Origin of the sequence: Flavobacterium sp. xlx-214 (assembly GCF_013874595.1) — a bacterium.
In the GTDB taxonomy this organism is placed as follows: Bacteria; Bacteroidota; Bacteroidia; order Flavobacteriales; family Flavobacteriaceae; genus Flavobacterium.
Genome location: NZ_CP059431.1, coordinates 946,154 through 965,927, shown reverse-complemented (window position 1 = coordinate 965,927; position 19,774 = coordinate 946,154). Strand labels below are relative to the sequence as shown.

At 29.9% G+C, this 19,774-nt stretch carries 18 protein-coding genes; 4 read left to right on the top strand and 14 right to left on the bottom strand.

The features are described 5' to 3' along the window. Positions 1 to 379: 379 nt before the first annotated feature. The 12 genes from purD to H1R17_RS04450 all read right to left on the bottom strand — a co-directional run bounded on the left by purD (position 380) and on the right by H1R17_RS04450 (position 15,127). Complete coding sequence (gene purD, locus H1R17_RS04505) at positions 380 to 1,651, bottom strand: phosphoribosylamine--glycine ligase (RefSeq protein WP_163431552.1); 1,272 nt, start codon at positions 1,649 to 1,651, stop codon at positions 380 to 382. A gap of 43 nt (positions 1,652 to 1,694) precedes the next feature. Next, positions 1,695 to 3,038, bottom strand: a complete 1,344-nt coding sequence (locus H1R17_RS04500) for an exopolysaccharide biosynthesis polyprenyl glycosylphosphotransferase (protein WP_240453335.1) — start codon at positions 3,036 to 3,038, stop codon at positions 1,695 to 1,697. Next, a complete protein-coding gene (locus H1R17_RS04495) occupies positions 3,038 to 4,021 on the bottom strand; it encodes a UDP-glucuronic acid decarboxylase family protein (protein ID WP_163431551.1) in 984 nt (327 codons plus the stop codon). The genes H1R17_RS04500 and H1R17_RS04495 overlap by 1 nt, the downstream gene beginning before the upstream one ends. A gap of 58 nt (positions 4,022 to 4,079) precedes the next feature. Beyond that, positions 4,080 to 5,177: a glycosyltransferase gene (locus H1R17_RS04490; protein WP_163431550.1), complete on the bottom strand. Its 1,098-nt coding sequence runs from the start codon at positions 5,175 to 5,177 to the stop codon at positions 4,080 to 4,082. Further along, positions 5,155 to 6,381, bottom strand: coding sequence for an O-antigen ligase (locus tag H1R17_RS04485; protein WP_163431549.1), 1,227 nt, complete (start codon positions 6,379 to 6,381; stop codon positions 5,155 to 5,157). Before H1R17_RS04485 ends, H1R17_RS04490 begins: the two co-directional genes overlap by 23 nt. Beyond that, positions 6,368 to 7,501: a glycosyltransferase gene (locus H1R17_RS04480; RefSeq protein ID WP_163431548.1), complete on the bottom strand. Its 1,134-nt coding sequence runs from the start codon at positions 7,499 to 7,501 to the stop codon at positions 6,368 to 6,370. The genes H1R17_RS04485 and H1R17_RS04480 overlap by 14 nt, the downstream gene beginning before the upstream one ends. Next, positions 7,498 to 8,745 carry an O-antigen ligase family protein gene (locus tag H1R17_RS04475; protein WP_163431547.1) on the bottom strand — a complete coding sequence of 416 codons (1,248 nt, stop codon included), beginning with the start codon at positions 8,743 to 8,745 and terminating at the stop codon, positions 7,498 to 7,500. Before H1R17_RS04475 ends, H1R17_RS04480 begins: the two co-directional genes overlap by 4 nt. A gap of 71 nt (positions 8,746 to 8,816) precedes the next feature. Further along, the gene (locus H1R17_RS04470) at positions 8,817 to 10,112 is read right to left on the bottom strand and encodes a lipopolysaccharide biosynthesis protein (protein ID WP_163431546.1); all 1,296 of its coding nucleotides are present in this window, start codon (positions 10,110 to 10,112) and stop codon (positions 8,817 to 8,819) included. A gap of 11 nt (positions 10,113 to 10,123) precedes the next feature. After that, complete coding sequence (locus H1R17_RS04465) at positions 10,124 to 11,074, bottom strand: hypothetical protein (RefSeq protein ID WP_163431545.1); 951 nt, start codon at positions 11,072 to 11,074, stop codon at positions 10,124 to 10,126. A gap of 1 nt (position 11,075) precedes the next feature. Beyond that, complete coding sequence (locus H1R17_RS04460) at positions 11,076 to 12,761, bottom strand: hypothetical protein (RefSeq protein WP_163431544.1); 1,686 nt, start codon at positions 12,759 to 12,761, stop codon at positions 11,076 to 11,078. 2 nt (positions 12,762 to 12,763) lie between these two features. After that, complete coding sequence (locus H1R17_RS04455) at positions 12,764 to 13,633, bottom strand: carboxypeptidase-like regulatory domain-containing protein (protein ID WP_163431543.1); 870 nt, start codon at positions 13,631 to 13,633, stop codon at positions 12,764 to 12,766. Between the two features lie 3 nt (positions 13,634 to 13,636). Beyond that, the gene (locus H1R17_RS04450; RefSeq protein ID WP_163431542.1) at positions 13,637 to 15,127 is read right to left on the bottom strand and encodes a GH3 auxin-responsive promoter family protein; all 1,491 of its coding nucleotides are present in this window, start codon (positions 15,125 to 15,127) and stop codon (positions 13,637 to 13,639) included. 176 nt (positions 15,128 to 15,303) lie between these two features. Here H1R17_RS04450 and H1R17_RS04445 point away from each other — a divergent pair, with 176 nt between their 5' ends. Together H1R17_RS04445 and tatA are read left to right on the top strand one after the other, a co-directional pair. Beyond that, positions 15,304 to 15,486, top strand: a complete 183-nt coding sequence (locus H1R17_RS04445; protein WP_163431541.1) for a twin-arginine translocase TatA/TatE family subunit — start codon at positions 15,304 to 15,306, stop codon at positions 15,484 to 15,486. Between the two features lie 6 nt (positions 15,487 to 15,492). Next, positions 15,493 to 15,687, top strand: a complete 195-nt coding sequence (tatA, locus tag H1R17_RS04440; RefSeq protein WP_163431540.1) for a twin-arginine translocase TatA/TatE family subunit — start codon at positions 15,493 to 15,495, stop codon at positions 15,685 to 15,687. A 462-nt stretch (positions 15,688 to 16,149) separates the two neighbouring features. Here tatA and H1R17_RS04435 read toward each other — a convergent pair whose 3' ends face one another. Next, positions 16,150 to 18,276: a Tex family protein gene (locus tag H1R17_RS04435; protein ID WP_163431539.1), complete on the bottom strand. Its 2,127-nt coding sequence runs from the start codon at positions 18,274 to 18,276 to the stop codon at positions 16,150 to 16,152. 51 nt (positions 18,277 to 18,327) lie between these two features. Here H1R17_RS04435 and H1R17_RS04430 point away from each other — a divergent pair, with 51 nt between their 5' ends. Then, positions 18,328 to 18,603, top strand: a complete 276-nt coding sequence (locus H1R17_RS04430) for a DUF1294 domain-containing protein (RefSeq protein ID WP_163431538.1) — start codon at positions 18,328 to 18,330, stop codon at positions 18,601 to 18,603. A gap of 93 nt (positions 18,604 to 18,696) precedes the next feature. Here H1R17_RS04430 and rpiB read toward each other — a convergent pair whose 3' ends face one another. After that, positions 18,697 to 19,128 carry a ribose 5-phosphate isomerase B gene (gene rpiB, locus H1R17_RS04425; RefSeq protein ID WP_163431537.1) on the bottom strand — a complete coding sequence of 144 codons (432 nt, stop codon included), beginning with the start codon at positions 19,126 to 19,128 and terminating at the stop codon, positions 18,697 to 18,699. A 63-nt stretch (positions 19,129 to 19,191) separates the two neighbouring features. On the opposite strand from rpiB, the gene H1R17_RS04420 reads away from it, so the two are divergent. Continuing rightward, positions 19,192 to 19,740, top strand: a complete 549-nt coding sequence (locus H1R17_RS04420) for a hypothetical protein (RefSeq protein WP_163431536.1) — start codon at positions 19,192 to 19,194, stop codon at positions 19,738 to 19,740. Positions 19,741 to 19,774 lie beyond the last annotated feature (34 nt).

The following is a 19,774-nucleotide window of genomic DNA, read 5'->3' as shown; positions in this document are numbered from 1 at the left end:
TTTTACCTAAAGCACTCAATATATTTGATAAATCTTTAATTATTTCATCAGTTGGCTTCCACTCATTTGAAAAAAACCTCAAAATTTGTAAAAGTCCCATCTTTTTCTACAGTAGCTTTTAAACGAACATCTACAAAGCTAATATTTCATTTATCTTTCATTTTCTGCATTAACATTACGCCAAGCTTCTAAATATTTTCCTGAAGAATGCGCTTTTTCTTGAACAAAAGAATGAATTTTATCTTCTTTTGGACCAATACTGTTTACTTCATAAGATTTACAAATACACTAAAGGAATCAAAACATAAAAACACTTTTTCATAACCCATCTATTAAAAAAACGGGTATAAAAAAACAGGATTAAAATCCTGCTTTTTCTTTATAAATCAAAACCTAAATCTGATCTAAAATATTTTCCATCAAAATCAATCTTAGCAACGTTTTCATACGATTGTTTTAAAGCTTCTTTATATGTTGGTCCATAAGATGTTACTGCAATTACACGACCTCCATTTGTTACAATATTTCCATCTATTTCAGCAGTTCCAGCATGAAAAACAATAGAATTTTCAACTTTATCTAAACCTGTAATTACTTTTCCTTTTTCGTAATCTTCTGGATATCCACCCGAAACAATCATAACCGTTGTTGCAGCGCGTTCATCAATTTCAAAACTTTCGCTTTCTAAAGATTCGTTAGCTACCGCTTCAAACAACGTTACAAGATCTGATTTTAAACGAGGAATTACTACTTCGGTTTCAGGATCGCCCATACGAACATTATATTCAATCACAAACGGATCGTCTCCAACTTTAATCAATCCTATAAAAACAAAGCCTTTGTACTCTATATTATCGTTTTTTAAACCGTTGATGGTAGGAATCACCACACGATCTTCCACTTTTTTCATAAAGTCATCATTTGCAAAAGGAACAGGAGAAACAGCTCCCATACCACCTGTATTTAGGCCAGTATCACCTTCGCCAATACGTTTGTAATCTTTTGCAGTAGGAAGAATTTTGTACGATTTACCATCTGTTAAAACAAAACAAGATAACTCAATACCATCTAAAAACTCCTCAATTACTACTTTTGAAGATGCATCTCCAAATTTAGCATCTACCAACATATTGCGTAACTCTTGTTGTGCTTCTGCTAAATCGGTTAAAATTAAAACACCTTTACCAGCCGCCAAACCATCAGCCTTTAAAACATAAGGTGCTGTTAAAGTGGTTAAAAATTCACAACCTGCTTCTACTGTATCTTTTGTAAAAGCTTCATAACGAGCTGTTGGGATATTATTTTTTACTAAAAATTGCTTTGCAAACTCTTTACTTCCTTCTAATTGAGCGCCATGTTGTGATGGACCAATAACTGGAATGCTTTGTAAATCAGCATCGTTTTTAAAGAAATCATAAACACCTTTAACCAAAGGATCTTCTGGACCTACCACAACCATTTTAACATCATTTGCTAAAACAAATTGCTTAATAGCTGGAAAATTGGTTGGACTTAAAGCCACATTAGTAGCAATTTTACCAATGCCTGCGTTTCCAGGTGCTACAAATAATTGCGTACATTTTTCACTTTGTACCATTTTCCAAGCCAAGGCATGTTCTCTACCGCCCGATCCTAATAGTAAAATATTCATCTTTTGTTGTGTTGTAATTTATGCAAAAATAAGACAAAAACCATTAATATGCTTTTTTCTCTCCGTTGATTGCGTTTTTAATAGTTAAATAGATAATTTTTAAATCTAAAAGCAACGACCAGCTTTCCATATAATAGATATCGTACTTTATGCGATTAATGATATCACTGTCTTTTTCAATTTCACCACGATAACCATGCGTTTGCGCCATACCTGTAATGCCCGGTTTTATAAAATGACGAACATTAAATTTATTGACTTTAGTGGCATACTTTTCTGTAAAATTAATCATGTGTGGACGAGGACCAACAACAGACATGTTGCCAATAAAAACATTAAAAAACTGAGGCATTTCATCAATACTTGTTCTACGAATAAAAGCTCCTATTTTTGTTATACGTGGATCATTCTTAGTAGCCTCTTCAACATCGGCATTATCGTTTACATACATTGATCGAAACTTATAACAATCGAATTCATTGTAATCTAAACCGTGACGTTTCTGTTTAAAAAAAATGGGGCCTTTAGATTCAATTTTTATTAAAATAGCCACCAATGGCATCAACCAAGACATAATGAGCACGATAACAAAAGTAGAAAAGAAAATATCAAAAATGCGTTTTAAGAATTGATTTAATGGATCGTCTAATGGCGTTGTTCTAGATGACATTACAGGAATTACACCATAATAATCTACTTTTAAATTTGCTGATAGCAAGTCTTTTTTTGAAGGTAAAAACTTTAAAAGCTTAAAATTATTATCTACATAATTTATAAAGGTAGTAACTTGTTTTGTTGTAGTACGTTCTAAACTAAGGTAAACTTCTTCAATATTATTTCTTTTACAAAAGTTAACAATATCAGGCAATTCATCTTTATCTAATGAAAATGTTTTTTTAAGAGTATATCCATAGTCTGGATTTTCATTTACAAATGAAATAAATTGTGTTGTTAAAGTATCATTACCAACAACAATAATACGACGTAGGTTACCTTTATAATACTTTCTAAAGACTTTTAAAAGATAAAAAACCGTATACTTAACTACTACAATTACTGTAAAAACAATAGCTAAATAAATAAAAATGGTAGTTAATTTATCTTCTTTTATTATTAATCCATTGAGGGCAAAAATACTAAATGAGTATAGTAAAAACTGTTTAATTGCCTTTTGCGCAATTTGAATTAGCTTGGTAAATCTATAAACTTGATAAAATTTTGTAACAACCGATATAATAATCCAAGAAAACAACAAATATAAAATAGTATAAATACTTTGAAAATTTTGAGGTAACATTAAGAAAGCACACCCCATTATAACTAACAAATCAAATGTTATAGTTATGGGTCTCAAATATTTAGAATATCTTCCTATTTTACGTTTCACTAATAAATATATTTAGAAAAATCTTTGTGTTCTTCTTTCAACAATTCTTCTTCAGAAAGGGTTTTAAAGTACTCAAAAGTTTTCTGTAAACCAATTTTTCTATCAATTTTTGGTTCCCAATTTAAAAGTTTTTTTGCCAATGATATATCAGGTTGTCTTTGCAATGGATCATTTTCTGGCAATGGTTGATACACAATTTTTTTTTGTGTATTTGTAAGTTGAATAATTTCTTGAGCAAATTCGTTAATCGTTATTTCATCAGGATTTCCAATATTTACAGGTAAATGATAATCACTCATTAATAAACGATAAATTCCTTCTACTTGATCATCTACATAACAAAAAGAGCGAGTTTGATTACCATTCCCAAAAATAGTCAAATCTTCTCCACGCAAAGCCTGTCCCATAAAAGCGGGAATAACACGACCGTCGTTTAAACGCATTCTTGGTCCGTAAGTATTAAAAACACGGACAATGCGCGTTTCTAAACCATGAAAATTATGATACGCCATAGTTAACGATTCTTGAAAACGTTTTGCTTCATCATATACTCCACGCGGACCAATTGTGTTTACATTTCCGTAATAATCTTCGGTTTGTGGGTGAACTAGTGGATCTCCGTACACTTCAGAAGTGGAAGCAATTAAGATTCGAGCGTTTTTGGCTTTTGCTAATCCTAATAAATTATGCGTTCCCAAAGAACCAACTTTTAAGGTTTGAATAGGAATTTTTAAATAATCAATAGGGCTTGCAGGTGAAGCAAAATGCAGAATATAATCTAAATTTCCAGGAACATGTACAAACTTTGTAACATCGTGATGATAAAATTCAAAATGTTCTTTGTCAAACAAATGTGCAATGTTTTTTAAATCGCCTGTTATTAAATTATCCATTCCAATAACATGAAATCCTTCTTTAATAAATCGGTCACACAAATGCGATCCTAAAAAACCTGCTGCTCCTGTAATTAATACGCGTTTCATTATGAAATCATTTTTGGTAAAAATACAGTATTCTTATGTTTTGTAAAACAAATTATACCTATGAATTTCCATTTCCGCTTTTCGTAATAACAGAAACATATTTTTTTATTTGATTATCGAATGATTCTGCAGAAAAAGATTGAGCATGGTCATGTATTATTTTATAATTCCATTGTTTTGTTTCAAACAAATCTAAACTCTCGTTCAAACTATTAGATGTCTGTTCATGAAAAAACATTCCTGTTTCATTAACCTTAACAGTCTCAATTACACCTCCTTTTCCATAACACAAAATAGGTGTTCCACATGACTGGGCTTCAATTGCAGCTATTCCAAAACCTTCAACTCCCATTTGTATAAATCCCTTTGCTTTTTGTAGATAGCTTGATAAAATTTGGACATTCTGAAAACCTAGAAATGTAATTTTTTTAGAAGTTGCTAAACTCTTTAAATGAGACAATTGTTCTCCATCGCCTATTACAATCAATTTTTTATTATTTGTATTAAAGGCTTGAATGACCAAATCAAACCTTTTGATAGTAGCCATTCTACCTGCAATTACATAAAAATCTTCTTTAATGTTACATAGAGGAAATTGTTCTAAATTTACTGGAGGATAAATTACAGTAGCCTCTCTGTTGTAAGTGTTTTTTACCCAATTCTTAACATACAAAGAATTACAAATAATATAATCTGGTTGCTTACTTTGTTTTAAATCCCACTTTCTAAAAAATGATAATAAAGGCTTTATTAGAGGATAAAATGATTTAAAATACAAAGGTGCATCTTGCCAAATATAATTAGAATTTGGCGCTTGAAAATAGCTTATATGAATTTGATTTTGCTTACTTTTTAAAACCCCTTTTGCAACGGAATGTGAACTAGATACAATTACATCAATATCTTTTGAGATTTCTATTGTTTTTATCTCTTTAAAAAATAAAGGATACAAGAAACGGAATCTTTTACCAAACATTTGTAGTTTAGTAGTCGTCACTTTTTTCTTACTTGGAAACAACAAATCTAATTCGGTTTGCTTCATGATATTTACTAAAGCATAAACTTCATCAAAATGCAATGCGCTTTCTAATGCTTGAATCACTTTTTCAGCGCCACCGTATTTATCTAACCAATCAACTACTAAAGCTTTTTTCACGTTCACTTAGTTTATAAACAACAAATAAAGTATTAAATAAGGCTATAAATACTACCCCCATTTGTCTATCCAAATAATTTTCGGTTAGAAAACTTATCCCTATTATAATACTAAATGCTTGATACAAAACACTTGATTTAGGTATATAATACACCAAACAAATGATAAATATAACACAACCTATTACACCAAATTTAATCATTTGATCTAAATATTGATTATGACTATTGTAAGTAACTTTAGTAAAATCTTCATAAGATTCATAATCAAATTGATTATAACAGCTATTTAATTTATACTGCGCTTGATCTGGATTTACACCAAAAAACAAATTATCTTGTATTATTTCAGTAGCACAATACCAAATTCCATATCTATAATTAACTTCATGAGGCATTTGTTCTTTGTGAGGTAAAATCAAATCTGTTTCTAATACAGTTACATATCGTTCTTTTAAAGGTGAAAACCAAAAAAGGGCAAAAGTTAAAATAGGGATTAAAAAAACACTAGCGAATTTTATTTTTTTATCATTAATACTATTCCATAACAAAAATATGCAACTAATAATAACACAGCCCAAAGCCATTCTTGCAGAATAAATATACATTGATGCCAATAAAAGCAATATCATCAAGCTATTCAAAGCTTTAAACTTTTTTTGTTGTAGCTGTAGATACAACAAATAGATTACTGTAAATGAAGAAAACAACCCCAAATACGGTATATGAAGACTTGTTGCGTTTGAAAAGAAACTTCGAAAAGTTGGGTTGTAAAAATCATTTTCTTGCCAAGTTTTCATAAAACCATTTTTAAAAACCTCAAACCATCCTATTACATTTAAAATAATAGTAGCAAATGAAAAGACGGTAAATATATTTTGAACAATTTTTAAAGTAATTTTTTTTCTATTCCAGATAAATCCTAAGGGAAATACAATAAATGGTAGCGATTTTACAATTTGCTTTGACAATTCTTTAAAGTCAGTAACAAAAGGTAAATAAATCCAATACATCAGAGCAGCAAATGATAACACCAAGAATGTTCCTACATATTGCTTATTTAATTTAATTGTTTTATTTGTTATAGCCAAAATAATAGCCAAAACGAACCAAATCATCATTAATATGGAAAAATGATTTAGTTTTAGGATAGGAAATAAACCTAATAATACAGTTGAAATATGAAATGCTTTATTTAAACGCATTTAATTCATTTTTTAAGACATCAAGATAATGAATGTTTTGTAAATACTTTTGTGCTTTTAAAGTACATTCAATAGCTTTTTCCCGGTTATTAAAAACATCCAAAATTTGATGTACAAATTCGGTTATTGATTCAGCATGATAGTACATATTTACATTTAACCCAATACCCTCAGCCCCCGTAAAAGTACTTACCAAAGGCACACCATTAACCAATGCATTGACCGATTTTACTTTTACACCGCTTCCATGAAACATTGGGTTTACAAAAACCTGAGCTTTCTCATAATACTCGTCTAAATGAGACGTGTTTATAATGGTTGTACACTGAGGATACGCTTTTAATTCATCAACTAAACTTGTATTTGTTTCTTTTAATGATCCTACAATATAAAAATGATAACTTAGGAGTTTTTTAACTAATTCTGGATGCACATTTTTTAAATACCATTTTAAACCATATACATTATTTTGCATAAACAACGAACCCATAAAAACCACATTAGATCCTTCTTTAACCTTTGGTTCAATATAGCTATCATTAATAGGATAAGGCATAAAGATACTTTTAGCTTTGTAGTTCATCTTTTCTAAATCGTCTTTAGAAATAAACCACAATCTATCTACTTTATTGTAAACCGTTGTTGTAAATTTTTTAATTTTATAACTCTCTAGTTTGTAATAAATTTTTTCTTTTAATGAAGTAGAACTTTTTCCTAGCATCTTAAAATAATGACTTTCGATGTTATGAACTCGAATGACTATTTTATTAAATTTTATGGAATGATTTAGAGTAATAGACCAACAAAATTCACTTTCAAGTATTAGAAGATCGTATTCTTTATTTATTTCAATATGTGCTAAGTTTTTTCTACTCAAAAACTGCAAAGGTAAATTGCTAAATAACTGATTTACATTATTTTCTCTTCGGACAAAATAAAAACCGTCAGTGTATTGTTTAATTTCAGCTATTTGTTCTTTAGAAGGGTTTATTTTATCTGTTACAATTAAATCTACTTCATGTCCTAAAGCAGTTAATCCTTTCACTCGTTCCCAAACATCAAGCGCACCACCAAAATTTGCTGGATAAGGAAGAAAGCCAATAACTACCGCTATTCTCATTGATTTATTCTTTTTGAATTATCATCTTTATAATAATATTCTCTTACAAAGTCTAAAAAAGCTAAAAATAACCAGACTTCATATTTTATATGGTAAGTAATGTAAATAATACCTGCTAAAATAATAAATAGAAAAGGAATCTTAAGAAAATAAATCTCCTGTTTTACAATTTTAGTTAGCTCATTATATCGTTGTATAAAGAATTTATAAAAGAAATACAAATAGACAAGTCCGCCAAAAATTAAGTTGTCAAAAAATTCTGATTTAGTTGATAAAGCTTTAGTGGTTGATAAATAAGCTTTAATTTCTTGAAGATTAAAACCATCGAAAACACCAGAGTTCATTGCTGTTTCTATAGATTGTGGATAAAAATACACAAAGCCACTGTAGCCTACTCCAATAAATGAATGTAAAAAAACATCTAAAGCAGCATATATACTAGTAAAGCGCGTTCCAAAAGTAATACTATTATTAAACTGATCAAAAATGACATCTCGTAAATTTATAATTGCTGTTACAAATAAAGCTGCAATAAGAACCGCTAAGACAAAACTTATTCTTCTTAAATATTTATGCTTTTTAATAAACTGAAAAGCCAAAGGAAGTACACAGATCATAACTAAAACCAAAAAACCTTTTGATTCACTCACAACAACATAACTAATAAATATTACTACTGATGCTAAAATGGTTAATACTCTTTTCCATTTATATATGTTTAATTTATATAAAAAAAACATTGGAAAAAAAGTTAATAAAATTAAAATCGTCCCTGTCCAACTCTCTTCTAAGGTCCATAAACGCACACGCCAGTATTTTTCAGGCTTTGCATGGATAAAAGACATAAATTCAACTGGTTTTTTTAGAAAATAAATCTCCCCAACCAACCAAAAAATTGTAAATATTTGTAACAATAACAATGCATGAAAAACAACATACAAAGGGTTTTTCAATTGTTTTAAAACGGCATAAATGAACTGATAAAAAATAATTCCTACAATTGGATAAACCAACATTTTTAAAGTTTTAATTAATAAACTCTCATAAAAAACTTGTAAAGAACCATTTAACTCTTTTATGATATATAGACAAAAAAAACTTAAAAAGATTAAATAGATAATATAACTAACCCAATATGACAAGTATTTACTAATTATTATTTTCTTATGCGATAATATATATACCAACATAAAAGGAGTAAAAAACACTATAGGAGAACGTGCAATTTCTCCAAAATTATTCATCAACGGAAAATCTTGATAAGTTGCTAACAACAATATCATGAAAAAAAACAAAATGGGAATAATTTGCTTTTTTATTTCCATAAGACTAACTGTACTTTATCTTTTTTATAACTAAAATAAGCTACCAAAATATTCCAAAACAAAACGGTTATTGCATAGCTTATTGCAGCTCCTAACATATTAATTTTAGGTATTAAAACTACATTAAACAAAATATTTATGACTACTGCAAATCCCATTATTTTATGGAATAACTGTTGTTTTCCAGTCATATTCATATACACTGGTACCAAACCAAACAACGATACAATCATTTGCGTTCCAATTAAAATATTGTATGCAGGTAAGGCATTAACATAATCTTCTCCAAAAAATGATAAAAAGAATCTACCTCCAATAAGCAATACTAAGCCAATAATAAAATTTACAATAGCTATTGTTTTTGCAGCATCTTTAATGTTTTTTTTGAGCGATACAATATCTTTCATTTCATAATTTTTTGTAATCTTAGGAGCAAAATTCACATTTACACCTACTATAACCATCGATAAAATAGACATTATTTTCATACTAATAGCATAATAGGCTGTATAATGTAAGTTATGAAATTGAGCTAACAAAAAAACATCAATAGTCATTAACAAGTAAGTATAAAAACTACTTATTGCCATTGGGTAAGATATCCTGGTAATATCACCCAAAGTTAACTCAGACTTTTCTTTTATTTTCTTGGTACTAAAGTTAAAAAAAACTACTGCTGTTGATAAAATAGCCAATACCACAAAACCATATAAATACCAATTTAACAAGGTATCAACCCTTACCAATTTATAAATAATAAGAATGGTTCCTATAAGTATTGGCATATATTTAAATATATTTCGAAAGCACTCTGAAAGCAAAATCTTATTACAAGCTCTTATTGTTTCAGTATTTAAAATAGTTATTGTATAAAATGGTAAAATCAATATACATTTTTTTAATACAAGTAATAAATTTTCTTTTATTCCTAATGATTGTAAAAATGAATTTGGTACAATAAAATAAAAAACTAAAATTGTTAGAGAACATACCCAAACAATACTTACCATTTTTAAATAAACTTTTTTTAATTGTTCTGTTTTTCCTTGCGCCTCAAATTTTCCAGCAAAGTATAAAATAGACTGTTCTGTACCTAACAGACCAAATGTAGCAACAGTTAATAAAACTACACGTGCAAACTCATAAGAACCAACATAAACGGCATCAATATTTCTTGTCATCAATGATGACAATCCAAATAATATTGCTACCCCCATCATTCGCATAAAGAGAGTATAAAAACTATTCTGTAATGCTTTGTTATGTAATTGTTTTTTTAAATTCAAAGCTTTTAGCTTTATTTAGATAAGAATTGTTTATATCTGCTTTTTAAATTAATATATACTCCAAAAAACAAAATAAATAATAAAGGTAAATAAACAAACGGAGGTATAGGAAAACCTGTACTCTTATTAACTGTTCTAAATACATCAAAAATTACTTTATCACTTTCTAAAAGTTCAGCGTCAATAATATTTATTTGATCTAACAAATATTCTTTGCTCATAAACAATTTATCCATATCAGAATAATCATTACTTGTAACTGTAGCACCAGAAGTAGATTCTTTACCAAAACTTTCAAACATACCATTTAATTGATCTACAGATTTCTGTAACTGCTCACGTTTTGCTATTAAATTCGTTTTTTCAAATTGCATGCGCTTTTTGAAATATTCATTACTATTTATTTTAGCTAAAACATTGTTGATAACTAAATCAGTACTATCTGGTTTAATTTTAGTTATAAAAGTTATTTTATGATAACGATAACTTTTTTCGGCAATTTTACTTTTTAAATATTTTTCAATATCAATACCACGTTCAGACAAAATTTTAAAAGCTTCCATTCGCTGATAATTTGAAAGTAAAAAATCGAAAGCATTGTATACTGGTTCCACATCAACACTACTAACACCTGTCAACAAAATGCTGTCTAAAGGTGTAGATGCTGCTTCTTTCATAGCACTAAAATTTTTTATTTTAGAATACAAATACTCATTACTTTTAAAATTTGTAGCTACTATAACTTCGTTTTTAAATTTTGGTTTACTTGTTAAAACCATTAAAACACCTAAACCAACACCAACAATTAAAAGTGCTAAGGTTATCCATTTATTACGATAAAGTAGTTGAAAAAAATTAAAAACTCCATTTAAAAGAGATTCAAAAAAATTTGATACTCTTCCTGTAAAATTTCCTAATTCAACTTCATTTTCTGAATCTTGATTTGATAGCTTTTCCTGCATGTTAACAATTAAAAATTTGTTCTACTATTTTTTGGGTTATTAAATATGTTGGTTTTACACCTGATGTACCTAAACCGCCCGATGCCAAAGTACTTCCTGTTTCTAACGGATTATCTGAAGCATAATACGCATAACGTACTTTTACATTTGGATTGATACTTTTTCTAATTTTTGATGCCGATTGTATGGCTTTTTGATAATGTGCACCTTCCATTTCTAAACCTATTACGCGCCAAGTTGAGTTATAAAAAAAGCGCAACAAATCTTTGTTTTGTAACGATGTTCCTAAAACAGTAATCATGGTTCCGCCAAAAACATTAATATCGTTTCCTTCAAACATATCGACTGTTAATTCATTATCAAACGGATAATTATCACCCGTACCTTCATTTATATGTGCTGTAGGAATCATAATATCGCCTTTGCCACCATCTAAAATACCTGCTTTACCCATTATTGAAACCGATTCAACGTTTAAAAGCACATCTTTTTTAAATGGCTTTAACAACTCGTCAATTGTTTCATAAGCTTGTTCTCCAAAAGCATAATCCATTACAATAATAACCGGTTTTTCATTGCTATTATTTGGAATTTGAGCCAAAGGAAACGCGGTGTTTTTAAAATTTATTTTTGCGGTATCAAAAATCTGTACATCAATGTTTGTACCTGATGTATCTGGCAAAAACAACATGCCTTCTTTAGTGGCTCTTTCTGATACTAAAGCGCGTAAATTACTGTTTGCCGATTTACTTAACTCTTCATAAATTTCTATTGAACTTTTCCCTTTCATTTTTGTTTTAAGAACATCCTCTGCAAAAATAGAATTCATGACGCTGTGCATATTTGCACTAATAATATGCAACGGACGGTTCAAAAGATCCAAACGTTGCAACTCATTTTTAATTTTGTTGGCCCATATTTCTCCGTAAATATGATGTCCTAATCGCTCACGTAAAATTGGACTAAAAGTAATGGTTCTTTTGTTGTTTTCCAAAACTTCTTCTAAAGCAATTTTTCCCAGCCAATATACAATACGCAAAAAGCGATCGGGCATTTCTACCGTTGCAAATTGATCGTAAATAGAATTGATTTCTGCAAAAGTTCTTCCTAAAATAATGGATGTGTGCGAAATTGCTCTTTCACGTTCTTCTAACAACAATGGTTTTTCTTTTAAAACGGCTTGTTCTAACTTTAACCAATCGCGAGAAACATTGTCTTCATCATCAATTAAAATGCGGTCTTTAATTTTATGCGATTCTACAAAAATGAAAGTTAAATGCGTTAAAACATCGTAAATATCAGAACGCCCTCTGGTAATTTCGATATTCATTTGTTCTTTATCAATACGATAACAATTTCTTCGACGTTTTGGAGGAACAATAGCTGTAAAATGCGATTGTGAATAGCCTTCATCCGACGTTAAATTGATGTATCTGCACTCTTCAATACCAATAGGCAAACGTTCTATAACATATAAAAGTCCGTTTAATTCTACTTTTTCATCAGCTATCGATCCATAAATTTCAGGTCTTAAAAGTAGTAAAGCTTCGCGTAACGTTTCACCCGAAACACCCATAGGTTTGTAAAAACCGCGGTTAAATAAATGACGCATGGTAATGTACATGCGTTCTACAGCTGCCGATGATTCTTGAGCACGTGTGCGTGTAATATATTTAATATCGTTCATTTTTAATTTGATAAGATTAATCCAATAGCTGGATCTACAATTTCTTTTGGTGCATTTGGATTTCTTGATTGAAACTGATCATTTGGAAACCACTCTCCGTACATATAACGAAAAGAACTTGTTTTTTCAACTTTATTATTCATTACATCGGGTTGGTATCGATAGTCTTGAAACAATTCATCGTTTTTCAAAAAATTATTAGGCTTGAATTGATTGTTTTCTGTTATTAACCATTCAACAGCAACAAAAACTCCGTTTTTAGGAACTTTAATATTGTGTTTTAAAACCTGAACCAAATTTTTCTTGGTGCCCCGTTTTATATCCACAATAATAGGTTCTAGCAATAAATCATCACTTGGGCAACCGTATTCATTCATGCGCAAAAACCGAACTTTAATAGTAGCCGCAGCAACCGCGCTTTTGGTGTATATTATTACTTTATCAATGTATTGCACTGTTTTTATTTCATCATTATTCTCAAAAAACCTTCCGTACATATAAGGCACATTCCCAGGTGTAAAATACATATTTTCAAAATGAGCATTGCCAATGGTATGATGAAATGATTTTTCTGGTAAAACCAACAATGCAGGTTGCGGAATTTCGTACGCTTGTAAAACAACGGTACTGGTTTTTTCGGCTTCTTCTTTTAACAAATGATATCCAGATGCGTTAATAACCAAAGTATCTTTTGCTAATGCAGATGAAATGGTAAACATACCTAATGAATCGGTTGTTGCACCATCACTTCCATCCATAACCCAAATATTAGCAAGCGAAATAGGTTGATGTTGTGCATTTACTACTTTACCGCTAATTTGTCCTAAAACGTTTAAACTTGTTAATAATAAAAGAAACATCCACTTATTCATAGGCTATAATATTGAGTGTATAAATTGTGCAATTTTACGATCGTTTGCTAAACGAGGTAATTTATTTTGCCCTCCTAATTTGCCTTCGGTTTTCATGTATTCATTAAAACCATTTGTTGGCACTTTTGTTATTACTAAAGTACGCAAAACATTTCCAACAATTAAATCATCATAGTAAACATTTTGTTTTCTTAAAGCATTATCTATTTGTAAAGCAAAATCGTCTAAATTATTAGGTTCTTTTTCAAACTCTATTAACCACTCGTGATAAGGCAAACCAGAATTGGGGTTAATTTCGGGTGCCACAGTAAACTCGGTTACAACAGCATCGGTATTTTGTAAAGCAGTTTGCAACGCTTCTTCTACTTCTTTGCCAATAACATGTTCTCCAAAAGCCGAAATATAATGTTTAATACGCCCCGTAACCATAATTCGGTAAGGTTTTAACGATGTAAACATTACAGTATCGCCAATATTATAAGCCCATAAACCTGCGTTGGTACTAATAATTAATACGTAATTAACCTGTAATTCAACCTCTCCTATGGTATATCGTTTAGGATTTTCGGTATAAAATTCATCTGCTTTAATAAATTCGTAAAAAATACCTGCGTTTAACAACAAAAGCATTCCTTTTTCTTTTTGAGAATCTTGATAAGCAAAAAAACCTTCCGAAGCTGGGTATAATTCAATACTATCTACTTTTCTGCCAATCATTTGTTCAAATTTTTTACGATAAGGCTCATAATTGACACCTCCGTAAATAAACAAATTGAAATTTTTAAAAAGATTTCCAACCGATTTTCCCGAAACATCTATTAACTTATCAAAATACATTTGCACCCACGATGGTATTCCAGAAATAACCGTCATGTTTTCCTTTTTTGTTTCATCAACAATAGCATTTACCTTGGTTTCCCAATCATCAATACAATTGGTTTCCCAACTAGGCAAACGATTTTTTTGTAAATATTTTGGTACATAATGCGCTACAATACCCGATAATCTACCTACTTGAATACCGTTTTTCTCAGTCATTTCGGGACTTCCTTGTAAAAAAATCATTTTTCCATCTACAAAATCGGCTTTACCTGTTTCTTGTATGTAAAATAAAATAGCATTACGCGCTCCTTCAACATGATAGGGCATTGATTCTTTTGTAATAGGAATGTATTTTGCCCCCGATGTAGTGCCCGATGTTTTAGCAAAATACAAAGGCATTCCTTTCCATAAAACATCCTTTTCTCCTGCTACTACTTTATCAATATACGGTTTTAATGCTTCATAATCGCGGATAGGTACATATTTAGTAAAATCATCGTGACTTTTTATAACGTAAAAAAAATGATCTTTCCCAAATTGAGTTGTCTTTGCTTGTTGAATTAAAGAATAAAACAAAGCGTTCTGAGTTTCAACGGGTTTAATAATCCATTTTTGTTGTTGCATTACAACAATATTGGCAAATATTTTGGCAAAAAATGATTTTACAGACATGCTTAAATTTAATTCTTACAAAAATCGGATATCTCACTTTAAAAATACAATAAAGATGTGTAAATCTTTACTTATTTAATTATTAACGTTTAGGTATGTTAAAAATTATCTAATAAAAAAATAAGTTAGCTTTAATTTGTTTTATCTTTGCTCATTATATCTTTAAAATTAATATAGTGAATAATTTAAGTGTTTTTTTAGGTGCAATTGGTGTTTGGCAAATTGTTGTAATTCTTGCCATTGTATTATTACTGTTTGGCGGTAAGAAAATACCTGAATTAATGAAAGGCTTAGGCTCTGGAATTAAAGAATTTAAAGATGCTACTCAAGACGAAAATACTAATTCTCAAAAAAAATAAATAACAATGGGTAAGTTTGGTGCAACCGAAATTATTTTAATAGTAGTGGTAATACTATTATTATTTGGAGGTAAAAAAATTCCTGAATTAATGAAAGGTTTAGGTTCTGGAATTAAAGAATTTAAAGATGCTTCAAAAGATAACAGCGGAGCAACTACAAATCCTAATAAAAAAGAGGAAACAGATACAAAATCTGAATAATTATAAAAAGATGCTTAAAAGCATCTTTTTTTTATTTTAGTTAGTTACAATAGGTACAAAAAAATACCCGCTTGATTTAATCAAGCGGGCATCCCTTATAAAACATAATAAAAACACTACTTTCCTTTTTCATAACAATCTTTTTTTATTTCAAAAAAAGACTTTTTTTCATTTTCATAACAATTTTTCCTTAACTACTTTTTTTTGAATAATTCTGTTTATAAGGTTTTTTCTTTTCTTTTTCAATAATTATAATACAAATGAAAGACCAAAAATTATATTTTCATCAAACACCTATCTAATTTTAACAAAAAGTACACTTTTTACTCAACTACACAGGGGTCTTTTTATTTTTTAGTTACTTTTTATGAAAAAGCAGTTACAATTTTACGCATACGCTTTGGGTATAATTTCTACTATATTACACCTTTTTCCACTAAATCAACACAATAAGCACATGGCTTAAATGATTAATGATAATTGTAAACGTTTTTTGGTTGTATCAACCTCTAAAACTTTTACCTGAACATGTTGATGCAACTTTACCACCTCATTAACATCAGATACAAACCCTGCTTTTAATTGCGACACGTGCACCAAACCACTTTCTTTAATACCAATATCTACAAAACAGCCAAAATTGGTAATATTGTTTACAATACCATTGTACACTTTACCTACCTCAACATCGTTTATATTTTTTAACGAAGTATCAAACTCTAATACTTTTGCTTTTTTACGCGGATCTAAACCTGGTTTTTCAAGTTCGTTTACTAAATCTTGGATGTAATGCGCACCAAAATCGTTTGAAATGTATTTAGTAGTATCTATTTTCTTTAATAATTCATTGTTGCCTATTAAATCGCTTAGGTTTACTTTTAAATCCTTTGCCATTTTTTCGACTAATTTATAAGCTTCAGGATGAACAGAAGAATTATCTAATGTAAAATCGCCGTCTACAATTCTAACAAAAGCAGCGGCTTGCTGAAATGCTTTATCGCCCAAACGCGGTACTTTTTTTAATTGATTTCTGTTGACAAAGGCTCCATTCTCAGCACGGTATTTTACAATATTTTCAGCCATTTTCTCCCCAATACCCGACACATAACTTAACAACGACTTACTTGCGGTATTTAAATTAATACCCACTTTGTTTACACTGCGAACAACTACTTGATCTAAAGCTTCTTTTAACAAACTTTGATCTACATCGTGTTGGTATTGCCCTACCCCAATTGCTTTTGGATCAATTTTTACCAATTCTGCCAACGGATCTTGCAATCTTCTGGCAATAGAAACAGCACCTCTAACGGTAACATCAAAAGAAGGAAACTCGTCTCGTGCAATTTTTGAAGCGGAATAAACTGACGCACCAGCTTCGCTCACCACAAAAACCTGAACAGGCTTATCAAAAGCTACTTTTTTAATAAAAAATTCGGTTTCGCGACTTGCCGTTCCGTTACCAATTGCAATGGCATCAATTTTATAAGAGTTTGCCATAGAACGTACTTTTTTTGTTGCCATAGCTACCTCTTTTTGAGGTGCGTGTGGAAAAATGGTTTCGTTGTAAAGTAAATTTCCATTTTCATCTATACATACAATTTTACAACCCGTTTTAAACCCAGGATCAATACCCATTACACGCTTTTCGCCTAAAGGCGCAGCCAATAACAACTGTACTAAGTTTTCTGAAAAAACACCAATAGATTGTAAATCGGCTTTTAACTTATATTCTTGCAATACTTCGTTAGCCAAAGTAGGTTCTAACAAACGCTTATACGCATCGGCAATGGCTTTAATTATTTCTGTAGCAGTTTCGTGCTTTTTATTTTTAATTACGTTTTCTTCAATAAACGCAAGGGCTTCTTCCTTATCAATACTTACATCTAATTTTACAAAACCCTCATTGGTAGCACGTAGCATAGCCAACAAACGATGTGATGGCGCCTTGTATAAAGCCTCATTCCAATCAAAATAATGTTCAAATTTTTGCGCGGCTTCTTCCTCTTTCTTGGTTTTTATAACTTTGGTTGAAATGGTGGCATTGCGTTGAAATTTACGGCGTAACGCTTTGCGTATAAAAAGGTTTTCATTAATCCATTCGGCAATAATATCGCGAGCACCTTGCAAAGCATCGGCAGCTGATAGTACTTTGCTGCTTAAGTATTTCTCGGTGGTAAAAGCTAAATCGTTTACATTTTGAGACATGATGATTTTTGCCAGCGATTCTAAACCGTTTTCACGCGCAACATCGGCTTTGGTTTTTCGTTTTTTCTTGAAAGGAAGGTAAATGTCTTCAATCTCTGTTAAATCAAACGATTGATTGATTTTTTCTTGTAAATTATCGGTTAACAATCCTTGTTCTTCAATTGATGAAATAATGAACTCTTTTCTTTTTACAAGGGTTTCATATTGCGAAGCCAACTTAGCTATTTGCTCAATTTGAACTTCGTCTAAGTTTTTGGTAACATCTTTTCTGTATCGCGCAATAAAAGGTATGGTACAATCATCTGCCAACAATTGCAGCGTATTATTAATAGAAACATCACTTACTGCAACTTTTTCTTGAATATATTGATTAATGGTCATTCTAGTAAAATTAAACCGCTAAAATACTACCTTTGTAGCAATTTTATAACTATGAAGTTTGTATTTATCTATTTGTTAATTGTAAATTACATTGCCTTTAGTTTGTATCATTTAGATAAAGAACGTGCGCTTAAAGGTAAAAGAAGAATTTCTGAAAAAAACCTATTAACTATTGTTGCTTTTGGTGGCACTTTAGGTGCGTATATAGGCATGCAAAAATACCGACATAAAACCAAAAAAACGAGTTTTAAATTTTGGTTTTATGCCATTGTACTTTTACAAATTTTGGTGTTTTTTGCTATTTATAAAAGGAAGTTTTTTATATAACAAAACCACAGATGCACAAATAAATAATTCTTATTAATGAATTAAAAACCTGTAAATATGTGGTTTATATAACTTAGAAAATATACTTACAAATTAACTACAAGCAATTTTATTTACACGATTTGCATGGCGACCGCCTTCAAATTCGGTGGTTAAAAAAGCATCTATCATTTCTAAAACTTGCGGAATAGCCGTAAAACGTGCCGGAATTGAAATAACATTCGCATTGTTATGTTGGCGTGCTAAAACAGCAATTTCTTTAGTCCAACATAAAGCACAACGCACGCCTTGGTGTTTATTGGCACTCATCGCAATTCCGTTACCCGAACCACAAATTACAATACCAAAATCAACTTTATTATCTTCAACATCTTGCGCTACTTTATGTCCAAAATCAGGATAATCAACAGAATCAAAGGTATCGGTTCCGTAGTTTACTACTTCAATTCCTTTATCTTGTAACATTTGCACTATGGCTTTTTTGTAATCAGGACCTGCGTGGTCATTTCCTATCGCAATTTTCATAAAATTTGTGTATTGTTTGTACAAAGGTAATTATTTTGAATTATTGAAAGATTTAAAACTTTATTGATTTTAAAGATTATATTTGAAGAAACACTATTTGAAATGCTTAACGTTATTTACGATAAAAACTCTTTAGAAATTAAAACCTTTCTTGTCGTTATTAGTCTTCTTACAATATTTTTAATCTCTTTGGGTATATACATCAATAATAATTTATGTTTAGTAATTGGAATTTCAATGTTAGTTAACATTCCATTTCTATTAATTGAAAAAGGAATTGAGTTTGATAAAAAAGAGAATAAATATCGCTTCTTTAAATCCTTATTTGGTTTTAAATTAATAAAAAACAAATGGCTTGTACTTCCAAATATTAAGTATTTATCTGTTTATAAAGCTAAGAAAACCCAAGAAGCTCCTATGGGAGTAAATTATAATTACACTTATTATTTTATTTACGAAATAAATATATTTGATGAAAACCAACATTATTTTACACTGTTTAAAATAGATATTACACATTTAAAACATGCTTTGTTTTGTGCAAAAGAAATAGCAAACTATTTCAACACTTCTTTTATTGATGCAACAACCACTGAACATAAATGGTTGTAATAAAAACCTTAAAAACAATTAAGACAAAATTTAC

Bases quoted from the DNA above. Each gene is read 5' to 3' on its own strand.
- purD (WP_163431552.1), bottom strand. From the start codon at position 1,651: ATGAATATTTTACTATTAGGATCGGGCGGTAGAGAACATGCCTTGGCT.
- H1R17_RS04495 (WP_163431551.1), bottom strand. From the start codon at position 4,021: ATGAAACGCGTATTAATTACAGGAGCAGCAGGTTTTTTAGGATCGCAT.
- H1R17_RS04485 (WP_163431549.1), bottom strand. From the start codon at position 6,381: ATGCGTTTAAATAAAGCATTTCATATTTCAACTGTATTATTAGGTTTA.
- H1R17_RS04480 (WP_163431548.1), bottom strand. From the start codon at position 7,501: ATGAGAATAGCGGTAGTTATTGGCTTTCTTCCTTATCCAGCAAATTTT.
- H1R17_RS04475 (WP_163431547.1), bottom strand. From the start codon at position 8,745: ATGAATAATTTTGGAGAAATTGCACGTTCTCCTATAGTGTTTTTTACT.
- H1R17_RS04465 (WP_163431545.1), bottom strand. From the start codon at position 11,074: ATGCAGGAAAAGCTATCAAATCAAGATTCAGAAAATGAAGTTGAATTA.
- H1R17_RS04460 (WP_163431544.1), bottom strand. From the start codon at position 12,761: ATGAACGATATTAAATATATTACACGCACACGTGCTCAAGAATCATCG.
- H1R17_RS04455 (WP_163431543.1), bottom strand. From the start codon at position 13,633: ATGAATAAGTGGATGTTTCTTTTATTATTAACAAGTTTAAACGTTTTA.
- H1R17_RS04450 (WP_163431542.1), bottom strand. From the start codon at position 15,127: ATGTCTGTAAAATCATTTTTTGCCAAAATATTTGCCAATATTGTTGTA.
- tatA (WP_163431540.1), top strand. From the start codon at position 15,493: ATGGGTAAGTTTGGTGCAACCGAAATTATTTTAATAGTAGTGGTAATA.
- H1R17_RS04435 (WP_163431539.1), bottom strand. From the start codon at position 18,276: ATGACCATTAATCAATATATTCAAGAAAAAGTTGCAGTAAGTGATGTT.
- H1R17_RS04430 (WP_163431538.1), top strand. From the start codon at position 18,328: ATGAAGTTTGTATTTATCTATTTGTTAATTGTAAATTACATTGCCTTT.
- rpiB (WP_163431537.1), bottom strand. From the start codon at position 19,128: ATGAAAATTGCGATAGGAAATGACCACGCAGGTCCTGATTACAAAAAA.